This window comes from Kribbella antiqua, from assembly GCF_004345665.1.
In the GTDB taxonomy this organism is placed as follows: Bacteria; Actinomycetota; Actinomycetes; order Propionibacteriales; family Kribbellaceae; genus Kribbella; species Kribbella antiqua.
The window spans coordinates 1,240,689-1,263,397 of record NZ_SLWR01000001.1 but is presented as its reverse complement, the minus strand read 5'-3'; the positions used below and the strand labels follow the sequence as shown (position 1 = coordinate 1,263,397).

The window sequence follows — 22,709 nt, the reverse complement described above, 5'->3', positions numbered from 1 at the left end:
GGACATCTGGACCCGCCCCTGCCGACCCTGAGTGAGGCTCACATGACCAGCACGCCGACGACCGACCCGGACTGGTGGCGACAGGCCGTCGTCTACCAGATCTACCCGCGCAGCTTCGCGGACTCCAACGGCGACGGCATCGGTGACCTGCAGGGCATCATCAGCCGCGTCCCGTACCTGGCCGAGCTCGGCATCGACGCGGTCTGGCTGAGCCCGTTCTACCCGTCCGCGCTGGCCGACGGCGGGTACGACGTCGACGACTACCGCGACGTGGATCCGCGGCTCGGCACCCTGGACGACTTCGACCAGCTGGTCGAGGCGCTGCACGGTGAGAACATCAAGCTCATCGTCGACATCGTGCCGAACCACACGTCCAACCGGCACGAGTGGTTCCAGGAGGCGCTGGCGGCCGACAAGGGTTCAGCCGCCCGGGACCGGTACATCTTCCGCGAGGGCGACGGCGAAGGCGAGCAGCCGCCGTCGGACTGGGATTCGGTGTTCGGCGGCTCGGCCTGGGCGCAGGTCGAGGACGGGCAGTGGTACCTGCACATGTTCGCGGCCGAGCAGCCCGACCTGAACTGGGAGCACCCGGAGGTCCGGGCCGACTTCCTGCAGACCCTGCGGTTCTGGTCGGACCGTGGTGTCGACGGCTTCCGGGTGGACGTGGCGCACGCGCTGGTGAAGGACCTGTCGGAGCCGTTCCCGTCCAAGACGACGCTGCCGCGGCAGTCCGAGTCGTACGGCAAACACCCGCTCTGGGACCAGGACGGCGTACACGAGATCTATCGCGAGTGGCGGACGGTGCTGAACGACTACGACCCGCCGCGGTCGGCGGTCGCGGAGGCGTTCGTGCCGGCCGAGCGGCGGGCGCGGTATGCGAGTGCGGAAGGGCTTGGGCAGGCGTTCAACTTCGACCTTCTGCAGGCGGACTTCGAGTACGAGAAGTTCCGCCAGGTGATCGAGGACAACCTTGCGCTGGCGGAGCAGAACGGGTCGTCCTCGACCTGGGTGTTCTCCAACCACGACGTCGTACGGCATGCGACCCGGTACGGGCTGCCGAAGGACCCGTCCGGGCTGTGGCAGGACGGTAAGGCGTGGCTGCTGAGCAACGGGACTGAGCCGACGGTCGACGTCGAGCTCGGATTGCGCCGGGCGCGGGCCGCGACGCTCCTGATGCTGGCGCTGCCGGGATCGGCGTACCTGTACCAAGGTGAGGAGCTCGGGTTGCAGGAGGTCGGTGAACTGCCGGCGGCGAACCTGCAGGACCCGGCGTACTTCCGGTCGAAGGGTGCGGAGAAGGGCCGCGACGGCTGCCGGGTTCCGATTCCGTGGACCATCGGTGGGCTGTCCTTCGGCTTCGGCTCGGGCGGTTCGCATCTGGTCCAGCCGAAGTGGTTCGGTGCGTACTCCGTCGAGGCGCAGGAGGGCGACCCGGCGTCGACGCTGAGCCTGTACCGCCGGGCCCTCGCCGTACGACGTGGTCTGCAGGCGAGCAACTCGCTGACCTGGGTCGACAGCGAGGATTCGGTGCTGCACTTCATCAGGCCCGGTGGATGGCAGTCGATCACCAACTTCGGCGCGGCTCCGGTCGAGTTGCCCGACGCCGCGGTCGTGCTGTCGAGCAGTCCGCTCGAGGGCGAGAAGCTGCCCAGCGCCACGACGGCCTGGCTCATTTAGGCCGTGTCTGATGGTCCCCCGCCTACTGCGCGGCACTCGGCACGGCACCTCGCCGCACTGGCGCACGCCGATGCACCGCACCGAGCACCTGCTCGCTACGGCGCTGGACCATCAGACACGACCTCGGACCCGTTTCGGACACGGCGTGCGTCAACCGTTCTGGGGACGGTTGATTGTGTGACTGTGGCCGAGACGTACCGCCGGATGTGGGTGGCGGAGGAGGCGGGGCGGCCACACCGCGCCACCCACCGGCGGGACACGATTGTGGCGGGGGCACCGGGCGGCTGCCCCCGCCACAATCCGCAGCTTGCATCCGTGGATCCTGCCGCGCTGCGCGGCACTCGGCGGGCACATCGCCGCGTTGGAGGACGAGGCACGGAGAACCCCACTCCGAGCCTCGCCCTCCGCCTTGCGCTGCACTCCGCCGAGCACCTGCTCGCGGCTGGCAGGATCCACGGATCCAAGCTGTGTAAGTTGACGTCTGTGACTCCGACGCTCGCAGACGTGATTGCCGTACTCGACCGGTTGTACGACCCGGCGTGGGCCGAGTCGTGGGATGCGGTCGGCCTGGTCACGGGTGACCCGGACCAGCCGGTACGACGCATTCTGTTCGCGGTGGACCCGATGCGGGCAGTCGTCGATGAAGCAATCAGCGGTGAGTACGACCTGCTGGTGACGCACCACCCGTTGCTGCTTCGCGGCGTGAACAGCGTCGCGGCGACCACGCCCAAGGGCCGAGTCGTGCACGACCTGATTCGCAGCGGTACGGCGTTGCACGTCTGCCACACCAATGCCGACAACGCCAACCCCGGAGTGAGCGACGCACTCGCCGCCGCTGTCGGACTTCAGGACACGCGGCCGCTAAAACCGTTGGTGTCGAACCCTGAGCTCGGCGGCGGCCGCATCGGCACGCTCACGGCTCCTGAGCCGTTGAAGGACTTCGCCAGACGAGTCGCCGAGAACCTGCCGTCGACGGAGCACGGCGTACGGGTGTCTGGAGATCCGTCGCGGATGATCGAGACGGTCGCCGTCGTCGGGGGAGCGGGCGACTCCGAGTTCGACCGGGTCCGGGCCGCCGGCGTCGACGCCTACGTCACCGCCGACCTCCGGCACCATCCCGCCACCGAGGCTCGGGCGTACGACGAGGGGCCCGCGCTGGTCGACGTTGCCCACTGGGCCAGCGAATGGCCGTGGTTGCGGGACGCCGAGCGGCTCCTCGTCAAAGGGTTGGCAGAGCAAGGCAGTACCGTGGACACTCACGTCTCGACGCTCCGCACGGACGCGTGGAATCTGCGGCTCTGACGTCCGCGGTACCTGACAACTGAACCGATCTAAGGAGCCGACCCTGAACGCCGAGCCCGCCGTCCAACGCCGGTTGCTGGACCTGCAGGATCTCGACCTGCAGCTGGATCAGGTCGCGCACAAGCGCAAATCGCTGCCCGAGCACCAGGCCCTGGCCGACCTGGCCGCGGAGAAGTCGGTGGTGGACCGCGACCTCGTCACCGCCGACACCGAGGTGAGCGATCTGCAGCGGGAGCAGAAGAAGGCCGACAGCGACGTCGAGCAGGTCCGGCAGCGCAAGGCCCGGAACCAGCAGCGGCTCGACTCCGGTCAGGTCACCTCGCCGAAGGACCTGGAGAACCTGCAGCACGAGATCGGCTCGCTGGACCGGCGGATCGCCGATCTGGAGGACGCCGAGCTCGAGGTGATGGAGAAGCTGGAGGCCGCCGAGGCGGTCCAGGCCGACCTGCGGGCCCGGGCCGAGGCGTTCGCCGGGCGGCAGTCCGAGCTGGAGACGATCCGCGACGCCGCGCTCAAGGAGTTCGACGAGCAGCGCGCGGAGATCGGCGACAAGCGCGCCACGGTGGCCGCCGAGCTTCCGGATGCACTCGTCACGCAGTACGAGAAACTCCGCGAGCGCAACGGCGGGATCGGCGCCGCGCCGCTCGTCGGCAAGCGCTGCATGGGCTGCCGGATGGAGCTCGCGCCGTCCGATCTGACCCGGTTCAAGGCCGCCGCACCAGACGTCGTACTGCGCTGTGAGGAGTGCGGGCGGATCCTGGTTCGTACGGCGGAGAGCGCGGTATGACCGATCACGTCATCGTTGAAGCTGATGGCGGTTCGCGTGGGAATCCGGGACCAGCGGCGTACGGCGCTCTGGTCCGCGACCCGGCGACCGGTGAGGTCATCGCGCAGGACGGCAAGACGCTGGGTATCGCGACCAACAACGTCGCCGAGTACTCCGGTCTGATCGCCGGACTGGAGTTGGCCGCGGAGTACGCGCCGAACGCCTCGATCGAGGTTCGGATGGACTCCAAGCTGGTGATCGAGCAGATGGCCGGACGGTGGAAGATCAAGCACCCGGACCTGCAGCCGCTGGCGATCAAGGCGCAGGGCCTCGCGCCGTTCGGGACCGAGTGGACCTGGGTGCCGCGGGCGCAGAACGCTGCCGCCGACGCGCTGGCGAACATGGCGCTGGACGGTGTGCCGATTCCGTTGCAGCCAACAGCGGCCGGGCCGGCTCCGGCAGTCGCCAAGGAGCCGTCTGATCTGGCGAAGGCGTTGCAGGGCTGGGGTCCGCAGGCGGAGCCGCCGACGCAGTTGATCTTCCTCAGGCACGGCGAGACGCCGCACACGGTCGAGAAGCGGTTCTCTGGCTCCGGCGGGGACGACCCGGCGCTCAGCGCCACCGGCCGGGCGCAGGCTCAGGCCGCGGCGGAGTACCTCTCCCGCATCGGCGGTGTCGACGCGCTGGTGACGTCGCCGATGCTGCGGACGCGGCAGACGGCCGAGGTGGTCGGCGCCAAGCTCGGACTCGAGCCGGTGGTCGACAAGTCGTGGATCGAGGTCGCGTTCGGGGACTGGGACGGGCACACGTTCGCCGAGATTCAGCAGAAGTGGCCGGACGCCCTGAACGCCTGGCTCGAGTCGACCGCGGTCGCGCCGCCTGGCGGGGAGTCGTTCGACACCTGCGCCCGTCGCGTCCGCTCGGCCCGCGACGGCATCCTGGCCCGCTACCCGGGCAAGACTGTCGTCGTGGTCACCCACGTGACCCCGATCAAGCTCATGGTCCGCTCGGTCCTCCAGGCCCCGATGTCGTCGCTCTTCCGGATGGAACTCCGCCCGGCAACCCTGACCGAGATCCACTGGTACGCCGACGGCCTCGCGTCGATGAAGTCCTTCAACGTGCAACCCTCGCTAGTCTGAGGCCAACGCACGACGGGGTGTGTGCTGACGAGGACGGAGAGCCTACGTGCCTTTGCAGAGGGTGCACTTCGCGGAGGAAGTGCCTGAGGTGTTCCGGGCGTCGTTGCAGGCGATCCGGCGCGAGCTCGACGTACCGGCGGAGTTTCCGGCCGAGGTGGTCGCCGCAGCGATCAAGGCGGCGAAGAACCCGCGGCTGCCCGAGCTCGACCGGACCGACCTCGACTTCGTCACCATCGATCCACCGGATTCGATGGACCTGGACCAGGCCCTCCACATCGAGCGCAACGGCACCGGGTTCACGGTCCACTACGCGATCGCCGACGTCGCCGCGTTCGTCCAGCCGGGCGACCCGATCGACGTCGAGGCGCGCCGCCGCGGCGAGACTCTCTACGCCCCGGACAAGCGCACCCCGCTGCACCCGCCGGAGCTGTCCGAGGGCGCGGCGTCGCTCCTGCCCGACCAGGTCAGCCCAGCGCTGCTGTGGACGATCGCGGTCGACTCCAGTGGTGAGGGTACGGACGTCGTCTGTCAACGTGCTCTGGTCAAGTCGCGGGCCAAGCTGAACTACGCCGGTGTCCAGAAGGACCTCGACGCCGGCATCGCCCCGGAGTCGCTGCAACTCCTTCGCGAGGTCGGCAAGCTCCGCGAGCAGCGCGAGCTCGAACGCGGCGGCGTCAACCTCCCGATCCCCGACCAGGAGGTCGTCACCTCCAACCACGGCTGGGGCCTGGAGTTCCGCGCTCCGCTGCCGGTCGAGGGCTGGAACGCGCAGATCTCGCTGCTCACCGGCATGGCGGCCGCACAGCTCATGATGAACGGCAAGATCGGCATCCTGCGCACCCTGCCGGAGTCGCACGACGACCTGCGCCGCAAGCTGGAGAACACCGCCAAAGCACTCGGCCTGACCTGGCCGGCCAACACGTCGTACGCCGAATTCATCCATGGGCTGGATCCGAAGGTGCCGGCGCATGCGGCGATGCTGGCGGCCTGCACGGTGCTGTTCCGCGGGGCCGGCTATACGGCGTTCGCCGGCGTTGTGCCGGAGCAGCCTGAGCATGCGGCGATGAAGGCGGAGTACGCGCATGTGACCGCACCGCTGCGGCGGCTGGTGGATCGCTGGACGCTGGAGATCTGCGTCGCGTTGTCCGCCGGCGCCGAGGTGCCGGGGTGGGTCCGCCAGTCGATGGACGAGATCCCGAAGACGATGGACGAGGCCGACCGCCGCGCTCACGCCTACGAGCGGTCGATCGTCAGCATGGTCGAGGCGGGTCTCGTCGCCGACGAGATCGGTGCACTCTTCGACGGCGTCATCACCGATGTCGACGAGCGCGAGAAGACCCGCGGTATCGTCGCCCTCTCCACGCTCGCCATCGAAGGTCGCGTCACCGCACCGACGCCGCTCCCACTCGGCCAATCGGTCCGCGTCAAGCTGGTCGAAGCCGACATCGCCCAGCGCAGCGTGGCCTTCGAACTAGTCTCGTAGGTAGTCCTCGATCGCTTTCGTCGTGCGGTCGAGGTCGCCGGTCGCCAGTAGGTCGAGCAGAGCCCCGCGCAGCATCGCCAAGACGCCGGTACGACGTGCCTGTGCCTCGGCCGTGCCGGGATCGGGCTGACTCGCCTTGAGCAGTTCCAGCCAGTCGTCCACGGTCGAGCGCCCGTACTCCGCCCACGGGCCTTCCGGTGCGACGAGCGAACGCCCGTACGCCTCGACCCAGAACTTCATCAGCGGCCGCCGCTCGGGCGCCGCCAGCCAGGTCCACAGCTCCCGTGCGACCACAGGCAGCCCCGGTGGTTCGTCGTACTGGGTGTCGAGCTGTCGCAGGAGCTCAAGTTCGTCCACGCGGGCGCGGGCCAGTAGCGCGCGGATCAGGCCGTCCTTGCTGCCGAAGAGGAACAGCAGCACCCGCGGGCTCGAGCCGATCGCGGCGGCGAGCGGTCGCAGCGACAGGTCGGCCAGCCCGTGGGTGAGTGAGTACGCGTAGGCGCGCTCGAGCAGTTCCTGCTCCCGCGCGGACGGGGTTGGCTTCGTCGTCGGCACGGGGTTAGTATCGCTTACTGAAACAGTCGTGTCAGTAGATTGGGTGGCTTGATGATCAGGAAGCTGGGCGAGCCGGGGGATCTCGGCTGGGTGGTGCAGGCGCACGGCGAGGTGTATGCCGCCGAGTACGGCTGGGGGCTGCCGTTCGAGACGCTCGTCGCGCAGATCGTCGCGGACTACGCGACCGACCGCGACGACGACCGCGAGGCGGCATGGATAGCCGAGGTGGACGGGGTACGCGTCGGCTGTATCTTCTGCGTCCGCGGGCCGGACGAGGCGACCGCCAAACTCCGCCTGCTCCTGCTCACCCCGGCCGCCCGCGGTCACGGCCTCGGCGCCCAACTGGTCGACACCTGCCTCGATTTCGCCCGTACGGCGGGCTACAAGCGGATGGTGCTCTGGACCAACACCCCGCTGGTCGCGGCCCGGCACATCTATCTCAGCCGTGGTTTCAAACTGACCGGCGAGGAGCCGCACGACACGTTCGGCGAAGACGTCCTCAGCCAGACCTATGAACTCGACCTTCAGGACTTGCAGGTGGGAGCGCCGGGGGCTGGTTCGCGGTAGAGAGCGTGGGCGAGGAAGGCTGTGACGTAGCCGTTCTGGACAGTCAGCGCATGACGCGGGCCGACGCTGCCGAGCGGTAGGTACTTCCGCAGCGGATACGCCAGGTAGTAGGCGCCGTAGTCGGTGAAGTTGAAGTGCCGGGTGCCGGGGATCGTCGCGCACCACGCCGTACCGCTGCTTGCCTTCAGCAACGACAAGGCTGCTTCGCGGTCGTCGTCGCCGCGGGCGTCGGGTCCGCAGGTGCCGGTGATGCAGGAGTCGTCGGCGCCGAGTAGCAGCATCGGCGCCCGTACGCCCTTCGACACGACCGCGCCGTACTGACGGCCGTCCAGGTCCACCGCGGCCGCGCAGCGCTGGTCGAGTCGGCACGCCTCCAGCGCCGTCGCGCCGCCGAACGAGTGACCGACGTACGACGTACCGAACGCGGTCTGGGTGTTGCTCGGGAACAGCTTGGCGACGGTCGCGCCGACGTACCGCGCGTCGGCTGCCCACGTCCCGATCAGCTTGTCCGCGCTCTTGTCGAGGTCCTTCGGGTTGGCGTCGTCGCTGCCCTTGATCGTCTGCCCGTTCAGCACCGTGAGGTTGGCGCTGTGTGTCGGCGTCACGCCCGCGACCAAGTAGCCGTGGCTTGCGAGGTCCTCCGCGAGGCTGGCGTACATCGGGGCCGACAGGCCCATGCCTGGCATCAGCACGACGACTGGGAACCGCCCGGGCGCGACGGCGGCCTTGTCGAGCGCGTGGTCCCGCAAGGTGTCGAACGGACCCTGGAACACCGACACCGGCGACTTCAGATGGAGCCCGGCCCATAGTCCTGGCGCATACTCGACCCGCCGCCCGGTCGTCCCCTTGGCGACCGGGTACCAGACCCAGACCGACAGCTTCCGCTGTCCTTCGCCGTACGGATCCTTGCGTGCTGTGTCGGTCCACTCGAACATACGACGGCCGACCTGGAACGCCCCGGTCGGCTCCGGCAACGCGACCGGCTCGGACCGCTGGACCATCACCCAGCCCACGTATCCGCTGCCAGCCAGCACCGCGATCAGCACCAGGATCACGATCCCCGTGCGCACCCGTCGTACCCCTCTGCGCGCCATACTCCAAGCCTGCCACTCATCGGCGCCGAAACCGGTAGGCGGGACCGACGTGGTGGGAACGGGCCGGTCATGTAAGCCGGATTCTGTCGAGTGCGATCATCCATCTACGGTGCTCGTTGCCGGGCACCTCCAGCGGCCTACCCGCGAGCTCGGGCGGGCAGCCCTCGAACGCTCGCGCGGACGACGGTTGCCCATCGCCCTTCTTGGCCTTGCTCCACGTGGGGTTTACCTAGCCTCCGCAGTCACCTGCGGAGCTGGTGGTCTCTTACACCACCCTTTCACCCTCACCCGCACTCCGATGAACCACGGGGTTCACCAGAGCCGCTGGCGGTCTGCTTTCTGTGGCACTGTCCCGCGGGTTGCCCCGGGTGGGTGTTACCCACCACGCTGCCCTGTGGAGTCCGGACTTTCCTCGGCGCCTCGCTGGGAGGCGACGCGATCGCCCGACCGACCCGTTCCACTCCTCAGGATAGGGCCTGCGGAGTCACAACCGGCCAGCGACCGTCGCTGCCGCGCTCGTAGGGCCGTACGTCGACCACCGCGTCGAGGTTCAGCGGTCCGTAGATGTGCGGGAACGTCTGCCCGTCCGCCTCCTCGTAGCAGACGGCCGACACCAGCCGCTCGGTGTCGATCACCAGCAGGCAGAGTGGCTCGGTCGCGTCGGCGTACACCACGTTCGCGACCAGGCTGACCTGTTCGGGCCGGGACGCGTGGATGAACGTTGCCCCGTCGTCGAGTGACTTCCCGCGGGTCGACCACCGGTAGCTGCCCGCCTTCTTGGCGGCTTCCCACGCGTCAGCAGACGCGATGTGCAGAATCGACGGCATACCCGGAGATTATCGCGGCCGCCCGCGCAACCGCCGCCTATTCGTAGCCGGGCGCGAAGACGTTGTGCACCGGCGAGATACTGATCTCAGGCTGGCCTGCGACACCGACCTGCTGCACGCCGGGCATCAGCCGCTCATCGGTGTATTGCTGGATGTCTTCCGCGGACGCCCAGACTTCCGCCATGTGCGCCCCGCTCTCATCGAACGAGACGACGTGGTAGAGAGCGCCCGCCGGCGTGTCGCCCTCCCAGTCGACGACCTTCCGCAGAGCCTCGTACTGCTCAGCAGTCAGTTCTGGCCAATCCACCCGCAACATGACGGTCATGGGGACCCCTCCCTCTGCCCACCTTCGCACCGGACCGCCGTGCTGTACAGGTCAACCGGCCCTCGATCACCCACTGGGACCTCGGTGTCACCAGCTGACTTAAGGTCTTCGCATGGCGACGGCTGAGCGTGAACCCCAGAAGAAGACCGCGGTCACGGACGAAGAGCCGCGTGGTACGACGGCCGGGAAGCCGGATCACGCGCCGGTCGACGATCTGATCACGACGCAGCACGTGCTGACGATCGGGCGGCGGAAGCTGAAGTACACCGCGACCACCGGCCGGATCGTGCTGCGGCAGGAGGTGCTGACCGACGGCAAGTTCGACGGGCACCAGCCGAAGGCGGAGGTGTTCCTGACCGCCTACACGCTGGATGACGCCGACGCGGCCGACCGTCCGGTGACGTTCGCGTTCAACGGCGGGCCGGGGTCTTCGAGCATCTGGCTGCACCTCGGTCTGCTGGGTCCACGCCGGGTTGTCTCCGGTGACGCCGGTGAGCTGGCGCCCCCGCCGTACGGGCTGGTGGACAACGCGGAGACGCTGCTGCAGCACAGCGACCTCGTCTTCATCGATCCAGTCTCGACGGGGTACTCGCGTGCGGTCGAGGGCGAGAAGCCCGGGGAGTACCACGGGTTCACCCGCGACCTGGAGTCCGTCGGTGAGGTGATCCGGCTGTGGACGTCGCGCAACGGACGCTGGATGTCGCCGAAGTTCCTGGCGGGTGAGTCGTACGGTACGACGCGCGCCGCCGGGCTGGCCGCGCACCTGCAGGAGCGGTACGGCATGTACCTGAACGGGGTGGTGCTGATCTCGGCGGTGCTGGAGTTCGGGACGCTCGACTTCACGCCGGGCAACGACTTGCCGTACACGCTGTTCCTGCCGTCGTACGCCGCCATCGCGCACTACCACGGGTTGATCCCGGACCGGTCCCTCGAGGAGGTGCTCGCGGACGCGGAACGGTTCGCGGCCGGGCGGTACCCGAATGCGCTTGCCCAGGGCAACAGGATCGCGGACGACTACCGGGCCGAGGTGGTCAACCGGCTGGCGGCGCTGACCGGGCTGTCAGAGGACTACATCGACCGGGTGAACCTGCGGATCGAGCACATGCGGTTCTTCGCCGAGCTGCTGCGGTCGCGGCGGCAGGTGGTCGGCCGGCTGGACGGTCGCTTCACCGGCTGGGACGCGGACTACGCGGGTGAGACGCCGCGCAAGGACCCGTCGTTCAGCGCGATAATCGGGCCGTACACGGCGGCGCTGAACCACTACGTGCGGGTGGAGCTCGAGTACAAGAACGATCTGCCGTACGAGATCCTCAACATGGACGCCGCGAAGGACTGGTCGTTCAAGGAGTTCGAGGGCCAACAGATCACCGTCGCGGACAAGCTGGCCGAGGCGATGCGCGTCAACCCCCACCTCAAGGTGCACGTCGCATCCGGGCACTACGACGGCGCAACGCCGTACTTCGCCACCGAACACACCCTCGCCCGCCTCCCCATCCCCGCCGACCTCGTCCCCAACATCGAAACCCGCTACTACCCCGCCGGCCACATGATGTACATCCACGAAGAGTCGCGGGTGCAGCAGTCCTCAGATCTCGCCGACTTCATCCGCGAGTCCTCGAACCGATGAGCACGCCGCTGCCGGATGAGGTTTCGCCGATCACTTCGGCCTACCTGGCGGCGGTCGATTCGGAGCTGCCGGGGCTGGTGGTTGGTCTGTACCTGACAGGCTCCATCCCGCTCGGCGACTACCGATCGGGGCGTAGCGACATCGACGGCGTGGTGGTCGTCTCGTCGCCGGTGACGGATCCCGCGGTGGTCTCGCCGGTGCATGCGAAGTTGCCGGAGCGCCCGTACTTCGACGTCACGTACCTGACTCTGGCCGCTCTCGCCGCGCCGCCGGATCATCGTCAGCCGGCCGTCTACACGATCGACGGAGAATTCAAGGATCCCGCGGTGGTGGGTCCGGTGACGCCGGTGCTGTGGTCGGAGCTCGCGCGACAGTCGATCGCCGTACGCGCGACGCCCGATCTCGTGGTGCTCGACGATCACCAAGCACTGGTCGACCACACCCGCGCCAACCTCACGTCGTGCTGGCAGCCGCAGCTCGACCGCCTCGAAGAGTACGTCGCGTCGTTGCCGGGCGATCAGGAGCTGGAGGGCTGGACCGTCCCCTGGTTCGTCCTCGGCATTCCCCGCCTGCACGCACTGCTTGCCACCGGCAACATCATCTCCAAGACCGCCGCCGGCGAGCACGCCGTCGCCGTCTTCCCGGCGTACGCCGACCTCTGCACCCGCGCCATTGACCACCGCGCCGGCCAATCCGTCACCTTCACCGCCGCCGACGCCGCCCAAACCGTCAGCTTCGGCCACGAAGTCGTTACCTCAGCACTCAACCTCTGATGCCCACCGGTGCGCCGCCGCCCCTCTATTGCGCCGTCAGCTCGTCGACTGTGGTCCGGTGATGCTCACCTTGGTCCGCCGCTTCGCGCTGGTCGAGCAGGTCCAGCCGCCGGCGGGCGTCGTACTGCGCTCTCCGACCCCGGAGGACACGGTCGCGCTCGGCCGACTGTACTTCGCGGCGTACGAACCAGGCGTCGCATGGCCGAGCCTCGCGGAGGCGATCGAGGACATCAGGATCAGTTTCGCGGGGGAGTACGGCGACCTCGACCTCGAGGCCAGTCGGCTTGCACTCGCAGCCGACGAGCTGATCGGTGCAATCCTGGTCGTGCACCGGGCGCCCTGGCCCGACACCCCTGACGGTCCGTTCATCATCGAGCTCTTCACCTCCCAGCTGTGGCGTCGCCGTGGCGCAGCCAGCGCCCTGCTCGCCGATTCCCTGACCCGCACCGACGGCCGCGCGGCCCTTCGCGTTGCCGAGGGCAACCAATCTGCTCTCCGTCTCTACGAATCCTATAACTTCGTGCCTTGGCCGTAGCCGGTCTGTCCACAGGGTTGCCGCTTGTGGATAACATCGTGCGTCGAAATCCCTTGAAAATAAGGGGAATCGGGTTTGAAAACTGTCGGTGGGCATGCCTATCGTTGACGGCATGAACCTCTTGGGCGGGCGACCGGTGTGGTCGATGAGCGGCAGCGAACTGCTGTCGGGTATCGACACGCTGGATGCCGAGATCGCCCGCCTGCAGACCGACCGGCTGCACATGGTCGCCCAGGTCGACGAGATCGGGTACGCCGAAGAGCTCGGTGCCCGTGACACGGTCCAGCTGCTGGAGTTCCGGTACCGGATGAACGGCTACGACGCCCGCCGCGACGTCCGGCTGGCCCGGGCGTTGCCGAGGTACCACGGGGTCTCCGCAGCCCTCGCCGAACACGACACTCCTGGTGGCGACGACAGCACCGGCGACGACAGCCCCGGCGACGACGGCCCCGGCGACGACGGCGGCCTGCAGGCCGCCGCGGCCCCCTCGACTGCCGACACCGCCGACGGGGATGGTGAGGGTGTGGAGGGCGGCATGACCAGGAGCACTGCCTGGATCCTGCGCCCGGCGCAGGCCGAGGCGATCGTGTCCACCCTGGAACGGTTCGCCTCCCGCATCCCGGTCGAGGACCGCGACGTCATCGAGCAGGAACTAGTGGGCCTGGCCGCGCACCTGTCCCCGCACGAGCTGCGCAAGGCCGCCACCGAGTCGTGTGAACTGATCGACGCCGACGGCCCCGAACCGGACGAGGCCAAGGCCTTCGAGCGCGAGTCGCTGAAACTATCGAGGGCCGACCATGGCGTGAAGTTCAACGGCTTCCTGGCCAACGACAACGCCGAACTGCTCCGCTCCTTGGTCGACCTCGGCGCCAAACCCCGCAAGACCGTGACCGGCGAGTTCGACCCGCGGCCGCGGGACAAGCGCCAGGCCGACGCCCTATCCGCGGCGTTGTCCATCGCCGCAGCCGCGTCCGACACCGGCTTCCCCACCCGCCCCGGCACGACCCCGCCGACAAGCACCACCGCCGAACCCGCCGCCGCGTCCACCACCAACGACGCGTCGAGCAGCAGCGCGTCCACCAGCGACGGCGAGTCCATCGAGGACACGCTCTTCGGCACCGACTGCACAGACTCATCCAGTACCGCCGCCACAAACCCTACAGCCGCCGACACCACCGGCACCGGTGAGACCAACGCGCACCCCGCCGACACCCCCGCGGCAACCGGCGCCACAGGTAGTTGGGTGCCTGGGCTCGGTGCGAAGGCGAACATCACCGTCACCATCGACTTCAACGACCTCAAGAACGTCACCGCGAACGCGACCGGTCAACTGGTGTACGGCGACAACCTCTCCGCGGGCGCCGTCCGCCGCCTTGCCTGTGACGCGAACATCATCCCGCTCGTGCTGGGCTCCAACTCCGAACCCTTGGACGTGGGCCGCTCCGAACGCCTGGTCAACCGGGCCATGCGCCGCGCCCTGAACGCCCGCGACAAAGGCTGCGTCGTCTGCGGTGCACCGCCGATCTACTGCGATGCCCACCACCTGACCCACTGGATCGACGGCGGCGAAACCCGGGTCGACAACCTGGTCTTGTTATGCCGCCGCCATCACGTCGACCTTCACCACGGCCACTGGACCATCACCATCGTCGACGGCGCCGTCCAGGTCACCCGTCCCACCTGGGCAGACCCGGCACCCCGCCACAAACCCAAACTCGGCACCTACCAACACCGCCTGCACCGACGCGCCGAGCCGTCGGTGGATGATGCCACGCGGCCGATGGATGATGCCTCGGCGTCGGTGGATGGTGCCGCGCCGGTGGTGGGTGATGCGGCGCGGCCGGTGGATGCTGCGACGCGGTCGCGAGCACCTGGACGCAGTTCCACACGATCGGACACAGCCACAGCCACAGCCACAGCCACAGCCGGAACCGGCGCCGTCGGTCTGGTCTGTCCTCAGCCGGGCGACGACAACTCAACAGCCCGACCCGATGCCCCGGATCTTGTCCGCCCCCAGGCCGGCGCCGCCTCGCCGCGGGACCACGCAGCCGAACGTTGCCCGTTGGCTGGGTCTGGCCGAGCTGCGGGTGTGAGCGGTGCGGGCGAGACGAGCCCGGGTGGCGAGGCCCAGTTCGACGTATGGGGTGATCCCGTGTCTGCCGAGCAATCGCCGCGCCAGAGGTCCCGGTGGCAAGCCGATGCCGGCGATCTCGAGGAAGCAGCTCGCTTCGCCGTCTGGGGCACAGGCCTGACAACTGATGCTCCCAGCGAGTCAACCGTGCCCGGAGGAGGTGTTGCTGTCGGCCAAGCGACGCACACCGATCCGTGGGCCGACACCACCCTTCCCTACCTCAGCGGGCGGGACGCGGGCCCTGAAGCCGCAACGCTGCTCAACAACTGAACTCCGCTGAGCCACCACACCCGCCCAGCAACAGCCGATGTCCATTCCGGTCGCCGAGCAACAGCCGATGTCCATCCCGGTCGCCGAGCAACAGCCGATGTCCATCCCGGTCTGCCGAGCAACAGCCGATGTCCATCCCGGTCGCCGAGCAACTGTTGACGTTGCGGCTCGGTGGTTCAGCGAAAGGTGGTGTCGGGGGCCGTGGTGCGGAGGGATGGCTGATGTCGGGGTGCGGTGCCGAGGGAGGGCTCAGTTGCGGCTCAGTGGTCGAGCAAAGCTGATGTTGTGCCGCGCCGTTGACCCGGCTCGGTAGCTTGCGGAACCCGCTCCAGCAGCGTGTGCCTGGTCGTGTGGAGCTCCGGGCCGGCACGAGCGGGGTAGGGGCACCACCGCCCGTCCGTTGCCCTCAGCCCGTTCCTTGGAAGACCTGCTCATGCACACGGTTCTGCGGTCCCCGTGCGTCGTTGGTCGCGGCGGTGCGAGAGGGGTCGCAAAGGGCCGTCTGGTTGGCAGTGTTGTGAAGCGGCTATGGGTAGATGCGGTAGCCGGCGAAGGTGTGGTGAGGGAATGCGGCGTAGAAGCCTTCGGCGGTGTCGGTGACCAGGTCTATGCGTTGGGCGCCGGTGAGGGGTGCGGCGTATTCGAGTAGGGCTCGGCCGATTCCGTTGCGGCGGTGGGTTTTGCTGACGGCCATGAGGGAGAGGTGCGCCTGGATGTGGCCATCGCTTTGAAGGTAGGCGAAACCTACGACTTCATCGCCGTCGAGCGCTACGACAGTCGTCACGCCTGGAGCCGTGAGTACGGCGTGAGCGCGGTTGGCGTCGGCGGGGAAGGTGGGCCAGCCCTCGGATTCGCACAGTGCCAGCACGCCCGGTAGGTGAGCATGCTGGTACTGCGTGATGCTCACGGGAGGGTGAGGACTTCGGCGCCGGTGTCGGTGACTACGAGGGTGTGTTCGAACTGGGCGGTGCGGGACTTGTCCTTGGTGGTGGCGGTCCAGCCGTCGTCCCAGAGGTCGTAGTCGTAGCTGCCGAGGGTGAGCATGGGTTCGATGGTGAACGTCATGCCTGGTTCGATGATGTCGTCGAAGCGTTCGTCGTCGTAGTGCGGGATGATCAGGCCGGAGTGGAACGACGTGGCGATGCCGTGGCCGGTGAAGTCGCGGACGACGCCGTACCCGAAGCGCTTGGCGTAGGACTCGATGACGCGGCCGATGATGCTGACGCGGCGGCCCGGCCGGACGGCTTTGATGCCGCGGTTCAGGGCTTCCTGCGTACGCTCGACCAGCAGCCGGCTCTCCTCGTCGACGTCGCCGACCAGGAACGTGGCGTTGGTGTCGCCGTGCACTCCGTCCAGGTACGCCGTGATGTCGACGTTGACGATGTCGCCGTCCTCGAGCGGCCGGTCGTCCGGGATGCCGTGGCAGATCACTTCGTTGACCGACGTGCACAGGGACTTCGGGTAGCCGCGGTAGCCGAGCGTGGACGGATACGCGCCGCGCTCGATCAGGTACTCGTGGCCGATCGCGTCGAGCTCGTCGGTGGTGACACCGGGCTTGGCGGCGGCGCCGACGGCCTGCAGCGCCTGCGCGGCCAGCTTGCTCGCGACGCGCATCCGGTCGACGACGTCGGGCGCGGTGACGTAGGAACCGTCGTACGGCGTCGGGGCTGCCTTGCCCACGTATTCGGGGCGCGGGATGGACGCGGGGACTTCGCGGCGCGGCGAAATGATGCCAGGAGTGAGAGACGACATGGTGGGATCATTGTAGTGAGCTGCGACAAGACTCCCGGGAGGCGGTCATCCAGATGAGCGACGATCACAGCAACGAGTGGTACTACAACGTCAAGACCGGCAAGGTCGAGCCTTACCAGGGTGACAAAGCCGGCGACCGGCTCGGTCCGTACAACTCACCGGAAGAAGCCGCCCGCGCATTGGAGAAGGTCCAGGAACGCAACGAGGCCTGGGACAACGATCCCAAGTGGAACGACGACTGATCCGGCGACCCCATCCCAGCCGATACGGCCCAGCCGACTCAGTCCGGACGCACTCAGTCCGGACGCACTCAGTCCGGACGCACTTCGGCCCGGACACACTCGGCCCGGACACACCGAGGGGCACCACCGTCATCGGTGGTGCCCCTCGGCCTTTGTCAGTCGGCGTTGCTGATCGGCGAACGCCCGGTTCAGCGGGTGACCCGCCGGGCCGCGGTCTTGCGGGCCGGAGCCTTGCGTGCCGGGGCCTTCTTCGCCGCGACCTTGCGGGCGGGTGCCTTCTTGGCCACGGTCCGCTTCGCGGTGGTCGCCTTCTTCGCGGCCGTCTTGGCCGGGGCTTTCTTCGCCGCGGTCTTCTTGGCGGGCGCCTTCTTCGCGACCGTCTTCTTCGCGGTGGTCGCCTTCTTGGCCACGGTCTTACGGGCCGCGGTCTTCTTGGCCGGCGCCTTCTTCGCGACGGTCTTCTTCGCCGCGGTCACCTTCTTGGCGGGCGCCTTCTTCGCGACCGTCTTCTTCGCCGCCGTCGTCTTCTTGGCGGCGGTCTTCCTCGCAGCAGTTGTCTTCTTGGCGGCGGTCTTCTTGGCCGGCGCCTTCTTCGCCACCGCCTTCTTTGCCGCACTCACCTTCTTCGTCACTGTCTTCTTCGCTGCGCTGACCTTGCGCGCGGACGTCGTCTTCGCGGCGCTGGTCTTCTTCGCGACAGTCTTCTTGGCGGGAGAAGCCTTTTTGGCTGTCGCCTTCCCTGCGGCTGCCTTCTTGGCTGGCACTCTGCCTCCTTGGTGCGGCTGAGGAAAACCACGGTGGATTCCTCGTCGTCATGATGATGACAACACTTGGTGGCTACGTAAAGCACCCGAAACGTCTTCCAGTTAAGGCGTCCCGGCGGCGAGTGCACGGGCAAATGCCGAAAATCCTTGTGCAGAAGGGATTCCGATGCGCTAAGAGCATGCCGGACGCCCGCAATAATTTCTTGGCGACACGCGCACAAAGTTCGTGTCGAACGGTGCTTTCGGACAGTGTTGTCCTCGGCAACGGCCTGCGCGAGGTGAGGTGAGCGACATGTCGAAGAGCATGCGCGACGACGTCGGAGACGCATGATGAGAGAGCTTTCCGACGACCTCGGAGACGTCGTGACGATGCCTTCGGAGGTGACGCGTGTGGTCAGCATCGTGCCCTCGTTGACGGAGTCCATCGCAGCCACACACGAGCACTTGCTGGTGGGTGCGACGGACTGGTGTACGCATCCTCAACACCTCGACGTGACGCGTGTTCGCGGCACCAAGAATCCCGACGTCGATCTCATCAAGACACTTGCACCGGACGTCGTGATCGCCAACGCCGAAGAGAATCGTGCGATCGATCTCGACGCGTTGAAGGCGGCCGGAATCGCGGTCTGGATCACCGCGCCGACGACAGTGAACGAATCACTCGACTCACTCGACCGGCTGCTGTCCGCGATCACCGGCGACATCCCCGGATGGCTTCGGCAAGCGCGTCGTGTGTGGAGTACGACGTACGACGGGAAGCGCCGGCGGGCGGTCATACCGATCTGGCGTCGACCGTGGATGGCATTGGGGCGGGACACGTTCGCGGGTGATGTGTTGTCGCGGATCGGGATCGACAACGTACTCGCGGATTCCGGTGAGCGTTATCCGCGGATCGACCCCGGCGTGTTACCCGATCACGATCTCGTCGTACTGCCGGACGAGCCTTATGCGTTTTCTCCCGATGATGGTCCGGAGGCATTCATCCGGCCGGCGAAGTGTGTGTCGGGACGACATCTGACCTGGTACGGGCCGTCGCTCGTCGAGGCACGCGAACTGCTCACCCGGCAGCTCGCGTGACCCGGGCGGCTGACTGTTCCTGAGCGGACGGCGGCAGTGATGTGCGACACCATGACTGCCTTGTCAGCTAGACGGTTAGGTATGCCTCACCTACACTCGCTGCGTGCCGTCGATGACCGCGAAGAAGAAGTGCTGCAAGGACAAGCCGAGGTGCAAGAAGTGCCCGGTGGTCCTCAAGCGGCTGGCCGATGCCGGCTGCGCGGAGCGGTGCGATCTTCGCCATTACCTCGTCGACAAGAAGATCCCGAAGAAGGTCCTGAAGAAGGCCCGCCAGCGCTGAGCCAGGACGCGCGGCCCGGCTCAGGATGCGCGGCGGAGCGTGATCGCGTCGGCGGCCTGGCGGAGCAAGCCCGGGATGGTGACGTGGGCGGCCTGACCGGTCGCCTCGAGGTCGTCGCCGTACCACCAGCCGTGCGCGCTGATCGTTTCCAGTTCGAGTTGCTCCTGGTTGGCGAACGTCACCGTGACGCCGTCGACCGCGACCGCGAAGAACGTCTGGTGCTGGATGATCGGGCACCCGCCCCACTCGAACTCGATCGTGTTGGTCGCCACCGGCGCGCCCAGCGCATCGGCCGGCAGGTGAATGCCGACCTCCTCGCGCAGTTCCCGGCTGGCCGCTTCCGCGACGGTCTCGCCGGCTTCGACGCCACCACCGATGGTGAACCAGTACGGCGTCTGCGGCTTCAGCGGATCCCAGCCGTGCAGCAGCAACACCTTGCCGTCCGGGCGGACCGGCAGGACGCGGGCCGTCGTACGCCGCACGACGGTGCCAGGTGGTGGCAGACGAGATTCGCTCACACCACAAAACGCTAGACGACACAGGCCATCCCACGTCGTGTAATGCGGCGCGTCTCACAATGGTTGCCGGAGACATCTACGATCGAAGGCATGGCAGCAAGCATTGGTCTAGGCCTGGCGGCGTTGGGGCGACCTGGGTACATCAACCTCGGGCATGACGAGGATCTTCCAGCGGGCCGGGCGATCGAGGACCTTCGCGAGCGAACGCATGAACTCCTCGAGCAAGCCTGGCAAGCAGGTGTTCGCTACTTCGATGCCGCGCGTTCCTACGGTCTTGCCGAAGTCTTCCTCGGCGAGTGGCTGACACCCGAGCGACGCGAACAGCTCACCATCGGATCGAAGTGGGGTTACACGTACGTCGCCGACTGGCGGCACGACGCGGAGACGCACGAGGTGAAGGACCACTCGCTCGCCACCTTCGAACGGCAATGGCCCGAGACTCTCAAAGCACTCGGCGGACCACCTGACTTCTATCTGGTGCACAGCCTCACCGAAGACAGCCCGGCGCTCGACGACCCCAAGCTGCTGGATCGACTCCGTCAGCTCGCGGATGACGGCGTACGCGTCGGATTGTCGACAAGCGGACCACGTCAGGCCGAGACTCTGCGCAAGGCGCTGAAACTCAACGGACCGTTCACAGCAGTCCAGTCCACCTGGAACGTTCTCGAGACGTCAGCCGGCGCGGCGCTGGCCGAAGCCCACGACGCCGGATGGTTCGTCGCGGTGAAGGAAGCCGTCGCCAACGGCCGTTTGACCGCGAAGGCCGGCGAGACCCCGTTCAACGAGTTCGCCCGTCAGCACGGCATCACCCCGGACGCCCTTGCCATCGGAGCAGCGGTCGCGCAGCCGTGGGCCGACGTCGTACTCAGTGGCGCGACGACCGCCGAGCAACTCGAGAGCAACCTCGACGCCGTCACCCCGCCGGGTCCGCTGGTGGAGTTCACCCAGCAACCCGACGAGTACTGGACCGAGCGCTCGGCTCTGCCCTGGATCTAGAACGTGTGCTCGTCGGACGGGAAGGTGCCCGAGGCCACGTCAGCGGCGTAGGTGGTAGCTGCTGACGTGAGGATGCCGCGGAGGTCGGCGTACTGCTTGACGAACCGTGGCATCGCACCGGAACGCAGACCGGCCATGTCCTGCCAGACCAGGACCTGCGCGTCGGTGTCGCGGCCGGCGCCGATACCGATCGTCGGGATCGTGACCCGCTTGGTGATCTCCGCCGCCACGTCGCCCGGAACCATCTCCAGTACGACGGAGAACGCGCCCGCCTCGGCGAGTGCGACCGCGTCGTCGATCAGCCCGGCCGCCTGGTCGCCACGACCCTGCACCCGGTAACCGCCGATGCTGTGCTCGCTCTGCGGCGTGAAGCCGATGTGCGCCATCACGGGGATGCCGGACTGCGTCAGCTTCTCCACCATCGGTACGACGGTCCGGCCGCCCTCCAGCTTGACCGCGTGGACGCCCGCCTCCTTCATGAACCGTACGGCGGTATGGAACGCCTGCTCAGGCGACGCCTGGTACGACCCGAACGGCAGGTCCGCGACGACGAGCGCGCGATCGACGGCGCCGGCGACGGCACGCGCCAGCGGGATGAGTTCGTCGACCGTGACACGCAGCGTGGTGTCGTAGCCGAAGACGTTGTTCGCGGCGGAGTCGCCGACCAGCAGCACCGGGATGCCGGCCTGGTCGAAGATCTCGGCGGTGTACATGTCGTACGCCGTCAGCATCGCCCACTTCTCGCCGCGGTTCTTCATGTCGCGAAGGTGGTGCACGCGGTACCGCCGCGGGCGCTTGCTCTGACCCGAGCCCGCGCCAGCGCCCTGACCCGAGCCACCATCACCCGTCACCGGAGAGCTGTCGGTCTCGGCAGGCCCAATGCTTGCGGTTGCCTGAGCACTTGCAGTGGGCTGGGTGCTCGGAGCGGACTTGGCAGCCGGAGTGGCTTGGGTGCTCGGAGCAGGCGTCGTGCTCGGAGCTTGTTCGGCGCTTGCAGCTTGTTGGGTACTGGCAGCGGGCTGCGTACCCGGAGCCGATTGGGCTCGGCGGGCACGGTGGCCGCCGGTTGCCTCGTCTTGTGCGATCTGGCTCGGAGCGTCCTGCTGGACGGCCGCACGACGTCGTCCGCTGATCGGCTTCGGCTCGCTCTCCGGTTGGCTGCTCTCGTACTCGGCGCTCGGGTCGGACAGGTAGCCGCGTCCCTGCTCCGGCCGGTAGTTGCTGCCCTCGATCGTCTCCGGCAGGTACGCCGTGATGGTCGGAGCGTCGGAGTAGCTGTTCGGCGGGGTCGGGGGAGTAGACGGCCGGTTCTGCTGCGGCTGGCCAGTGCCCTGCGCCTGTGCGGCCGGCGGCGTGGGTGCATTCTGGTGCGAACTCACGCCATTGCTCTGTGAGGGCGAAGGTGCAGGCCCAGACGGCGGCGTAGGTGCGCTGCTCTGCGAAGACCCAGCCTGCGAAGAAGGCGCCGGACCCTGCGGCGGTGCAGCAGGAGGCGGAGTGTTCTGCGTAGGCGCCGGACCGCTCCAGTTGGCGTTGCTGGTCCCGTTCGACCCGTGCGGCGCCGGAGCGTGCTGGGTCAGGCCGTTGCTGGCGTGCGGCGGAGCCGGCGGCCGCTGCGGTGGCGGGGCCTGCCGGTTCGGCGGTACGCCGTTACTACCCGGGCCGAACGGACTCGGTCGACCCTGCGGTGGCGGAGGACCTTGTGGCGCCTGCTGCGGTTGCCCCGCAGGCGGCTGCGGCCGGTACGGACTCGGCTCCTGGTACGACGACTGCCCGTACTCATCACCTCGAGGCTCACGCGGCTCACGACCCTCACGCGGCTGCTCACCACGGGACGACTCACCGTAGTACTCCTGGCGCCGCGGCTGCTCGCTGTAGGTCCCGTTCCGCGACTGCTCGCCGTACGTACCGTTTCGCTGTTCGCGAGGCTGGTCGCTGTACGTCCCGTTCTGCGGCTGGTCGCCGTACGAGCTGTACCGCTGCTGCTGTGGTTGCTGCACCGGCGGCGG

General features: G+C 67.9%; 23 protein-coding genes and 1 other RNA gene. 14 read left to right on the top strand and 10 right to left on the bottom strand.

Translation table 11 applies throughout. From position 1 onward, the window contains the following. Positions 1-42 precede the first annotated feature (42 nt). The 5 genes from EV646_RS05985 (at position 43) to EV646_RS05965 (ending at position 6,367) form a co-directional block, all read left to right on the top strand. The gene (locus tag EV646_RS05985; protein WP_132144632.1) at positions 43-1,677 is read left to right on the top strand and encodes a glycoside hydrolase family 13 protein; all 1,635 of its coding nucleotides are present in this window, start codon (positions 43-45) and stop codon (positions 1,675-1,677) included. Between the two features lie 483 nt (positions 1,678-2,160). Next, positions 2,161-2,979, top strand: a complete 819-nt coding sequence (locus tag EV646_RS05980; RefSeq protein WP_199236797.1) for a Nif3-like dinuclear metal center hexameric protein — start codon at positions 2,161-2,163, stop codon at positions 2,977-2,979. 73 nt (positions 2,980-3,052) lie between these two features. Then, entirely contained in the window at positions 3,053-3,766 is a 714-nt protein-coding gene (locus EV646_RS05975; protein ID WP_199236796.1) for a zinc ribbon domain-containing protein, read from the top strand. Then, positions 3,763-4,884 carry a bifunctional RNase H/acid phosphatase gene (locus EV646_RS05970; RefSeq protein ID WP_132144628.1) on the top strand — a complete coding sequence of 374 codons (1,122 nt, stop codon included), beginning with the start codon at positions 3,763-3,765 and terminating at the stop codon, positions 4,882-4,884. The genes EV646_RS05975 and EV646_RS05970 overlap by 4 nt, the downstream gene beginning before the upstream one ends. Positions 4,885-4,930: 46 nt before the next feature. Continuing rightward, entirely contained in the window at positions 4,931-6,367 is a 1,437-nt protein-coding gene (locus tag EV646_RS05965; protein WP_132144626.1) for an RNB domain-containing ribonuclease, read from the top strand. Here EV646_RS05965 and EV646_RS05960 read toward each other — a convergent pair. After that, entirely contained in the window at positions 6,356-6,922 is a 567-nt protein-coding gene (locus EV646_RS05960; RefSeq protein ID WP_132144624.1) for a TetR/AcrR family transcriptional regulator, read from the bottom strand. The two genes, EV646_RS05965 and EV646_RS05960, sit on opposite strands and share 12 nt — an antisense overlap. 51 nt (positions 6,923-6,973) lie before the next feature. Between EV646_RS05960 and EV646_RS05955 the strand changes: the two genes are divergently transcribed. Further along, on the top strand, positions 6,974-7,489 hold the full coding sequence (locus EV646_RS05955; protein ID WP_132144622.1) for a GNAT family N-acetyltransferase: 516 nt from the start codon (positions 6,974-6,976) through the stop codon (positions 7,487-7,489). Here EV646_RS05955 and EV646_RS05950 read toward each other — a convergent pair. The 4 genes from EV646_RS05950 to EV646_RS05935 form a co-directional block, all read right to left on the bottom strand. Then, positions 7,447-8,583, bottom strand: coding sequence for an alpha/beta hydrolase family protein (locus EV646_RS05950; RefSeq protein ID WP_132144620.1), 1,137 nt, complete (start codon positions 8,581-8,583; stop codon positions 7,447-7,449). The two genes, EV646_RS05955 and EV646_RS05950, sit on opposite strands and share 43 nt — an antisense overlap. A 55-nt stretch (positions 8,584-8,638) precedes the next feature. After that, positions 8,639-9,038, bottom strand: an RNA gene (gene rnpB, locus EV646_RS05945) — RNase P RNA component class A. 9 nt (positions 9,039-9,047) lie between these two features. Then, positions 9,048-9,410 carry a DUF952 domain-containing protein gene (locus tag EV646_RS05940; protein WP_132144618.1) on the bottom strand — a complete coding sequence of 121 codons (363 nt, stop codon included), beginning with the start codon at positions 9,408-9,410 and terminating at the stop codon, positions 9,048-9,050. 37 nt (positions 9,411-9,447) lie between these two features. After that, positions 9,448-9,735, bottom strand: coding sequence for a hypothetical protein (locus EV646_RS05935; RefSeq protein WP_132144616.1), 288 nt, complete (start codon positions 9,733-9,735; stop codon positions 9,448-9,450). A 112-nt stretch (positions 9,736-9,847) separates the two neighbouring features. Here EV646_RS05935 and EV646_RS05930 point away from each other — a divergent pair, with 112 nt between their 5' ends. From EV646_RS05930 to EV646_RS05915, 4 genes are all read left to right on the top strand, one after another. Then, positions 9,848-11,362: a S10 family peptidase gene (locus EV646_RS05930; protein WP_132144614.1), complete on the top strand. Its 1,515-nt coding sequence runs from the start codon at positions 9,848-9,850 to the stop codon at positions 11,360-11,362. Then, positions 11,359-12,135, top strand: coding sequence for a nucleotidyltransferase family protein (locus tag EV646_RS05925; protein WP_132144612.1), 777 nt, complete (start codon positions 11,359-11,361; stop codon positions 12,133-12,135). The genes EV646_RS05930 and EV646_RS05925 overlap by 4 nt, the downstream gene beginning before the upstream one ends. A gap of 61 nt (positions 12,136-12,196) precedes the next feature. Next, entirely contained in the window at positions 12,197-12,670 is a 474-nt protein-coding gene (locus EV646_RS05920; protein ID WP_132144610.1) for a GNAT family N-acetyltransferase, read from the top strand. Positions 12,671-12,782: 112 nt separating this feature from the next. After that, a complete protein-coding gene (locus tag EV646_RS05915; protein ID WP_132144608.1) occupies positions 12,783-15,071 on the top strand; it encodes an HNH endonuclease signature motif containing protein in 2,289 nt (762 codons plus the stop codon). 526 nt (positions 15,072-15,597) lie between these two features. Here the strand turns inward: EV646_RS05915 and EV646_RS05910 are convergent. After that, positions 15,598-15,978, bottom strand: a complete 381-nt coding sequence (locus EV646_RS05910; protein ID WP_132144606.1) for a GNAT family N-acetyltransferase — start codon at positions 15,976-15,978, stop codon at positions 15,598-15,600. Further along, on the bottom strand, positions 15,975-16,823 hold the full coding sequence (map, locus tag EV646_RS05905; protein WP_132144604.1) for a type I methionyl aminopeptidase: 849 nt from the start codon (positions 16,821-16,823) through the stop codon (positions 15,975-15,977). The genes EV646_RS05910 and map overlap by 4 nt, the downstream gene beginning before the upstream one ends. 53 nt (positions 16,824-16,876) lie before the next feature. Between map and EV646_RS05900 the strand changes: the two genes are divergently transcribed. Next, positions 16,877-17,065 carry a hypothetical protein gene (locus tag EV646_RS05900; RefSeq protein WP_132144602.1) on the top strand — a complete coding sequence of 63 codons (189 nt, stop codon included), beginning with the start codon at positions 16,877-16,879 and terminating at the stop codon, positions 17,063-17,065. 188 nt (positions 17,066-17,253) lie between these two features. Here EV646_RS05900 and EV646_RS05895 read toward each other — a convergent pair whose 3' ends face one another. Further along, positions 17,254-17,829, bottom strand: coding sequence for a histone H1-like repetitive region-containing protein (locus tag EV646_RS05895; protein ID WP_132144600.1), 576 nt, complete (start codon positions 17,827-17,829; stop codon positions 17,254-17,256). Positions 17,830-18,159: 330 nt separating this feature from the next. On the opposite strand from EV646_RS05895, the gene EV646_RS05890 reads away from it, so the two are divergent. Both EV646_RS05890 and EV646_RS38765 read left to right on the top strand, forming a co-directional pair. Then, a complete protein-coding gene (locus EV646_RS05890) occupies positions 18,160-18,906 on the top strand; it encodes a helical backbone metal receptor (protein ID WP_199236794.1) in 747 nt (248 codons plus the stop codon). Positions 18,907-19,009: 103 nt separating this feature from the next. Continuing rightward, complete coding sequence (locus EV646_RS38765; protein ID WP_158290902.1) at positions 19,010-19,186, top strand: hypothetical protein; 177 nt, start codon at positions 19,010-19,012, stop codon at positions 19,184-19,186. Positions 19,187-19,206: 20 nt separating this feature from the next. Here the strand turns inward: EV646_RS38765 and EV646_RS05885 are convergent, their stop codons facing one another. Continuing rightward, the gene (locus tag EV646_RS05885; protein ID WP_132144596.1) at positions 19,207-19,704 is read right to left on the bottom strand and encodes an NUDIX hydrolase; all 498 of its coding nucleotides are present in this window, start codon (positions 19,702-19,704) and stop codon (positions 19,207-19,209) included. Positions 19,705-19,794: 90 nt separating this feature from the next. Between EV646_RS05885 and EV646_RS05880 the strand changes: the two genes are divergently transcribed. Continuing rightward, a complete protein-coding gene (locus EV646_RS05880; protein ID WP_132144594.1) occupies positions 19,795-20,700 on the top strand; it encodes an aldo/keto reductase in 906 nt (301 codons plus the stop codon). Here EV646_RS05880 and panB read toward each other — a convergent pair. After that, positions 20,697-22,079, bottom strand: a complete 1,383-nt coding sequence (gene panB / locus EV646_RS39895) for a 3-methyl-2-oxobutanoate hydroxymethyltransferase (RefSeq protein ID WP_241995338.1) — start codon at positions 22,077-22,079, stop codon at positions 20,697-20,699. The two genes, EV646_RS05880 and panB, sit on opposite strands and share 4 nt — an antisense overlap. Positions 22,080-22,709: the final 630 nt, after the last annotated feature.

Coding starts and splice junctions, on each gene's coding strand:
- EV646_RS05940 (WP_132144618.1), bottom strand. CDS start 9,410: ATGCCGTCGATTCTGCACATCGCGTCTGCTGACGCGTGGGAAGCCGCC.
- EV646_RS05985 (WP_132144632.1), top strand. CDS start 43: ATGACCAGCACGCCGACGACCGACCCGGACTGGTGGCGACAGGCCGTC.
- EV646_RS05915 (WP_132144608.1), top strand. CDS start 12,783: ATGAACCTCTTGGGCGGGCGACCGGTGTGGTCGATGAGCGGCAGCGAA.
- EV646_RS05955 (WP_132144622.1), top strand. CDS start 6,974: ATGATCAGGAAGCTGGGCGAGCCGGGGGATCTCGGCTGGGTGGTGCAG.
- EV646_RS05930 (WP_132144614.1), top strand. CDS start 9,848: ATGGCGACGGCTGAGCGTGAACCCCAGAAGAAGACCGCGGTCACGGAC.
- map (WP_132144604.1), bottom strand. CDS start 16,823: ATGTCGTCTCTCACTCCTGGCATCATTTCGCCGCGCCGCGAAGTCCCC.
- EV646_RS05935 (WP_132144616.1), bottom strand. CDS start 9,735: ATGACCGTCATGTTGCGGGTGGATTGGCCAGAACTGACTGCTGAGCAG.
- EV646_RS05890 (WP_199236794.1), top strand. CDS start 18,160: ATGAGAGAGCTTTCCGACGACCTCGGAGACGTCGTGACGATGCCTTCG.
- EV646_RS05950 (WP_132144620.1), bottom strand. CDS start 8,583: ATGGCGCGCAGAGGGGTACGACGGGTGCGCACGGGGATCGTGATCCTG.
- EV646_RS05920 (WP_132144610.1), top strand. CDS start 12,197: ATGCTCACCTTGGTCCGCCGCTTCGCGCTGGTCGAGCAGGTCCAGCCG.
- EV646_RS05970 (WP_132144628.1), top strand. CDS start 3,763: ATGACCGATCACGTCATCGTTGAAGCTGATGGCGGTTCGCGTGGGAAT.
- EV646_RS05925 (WP_132144612.1), top strand. CDS start 11,359: ATGAGCACGCCGCTGCCGGATGAGGTTTCGCCGATCACTTCGGCCTAC.
- EV646_RS05900 (WP_132144602.1), top strand. CDS start 16,877: ATGAGCGACGATCACAGCAACGAGTGGTACTACAACGTCAAGACCGGC.
- EV646_RS05880 (WP_132144594.1), top strand. CDS start 19,795: ATGGCAGCAAGCATTGGTCTAGGCCTGGCGGCGTTGGGGCGACCTGGG.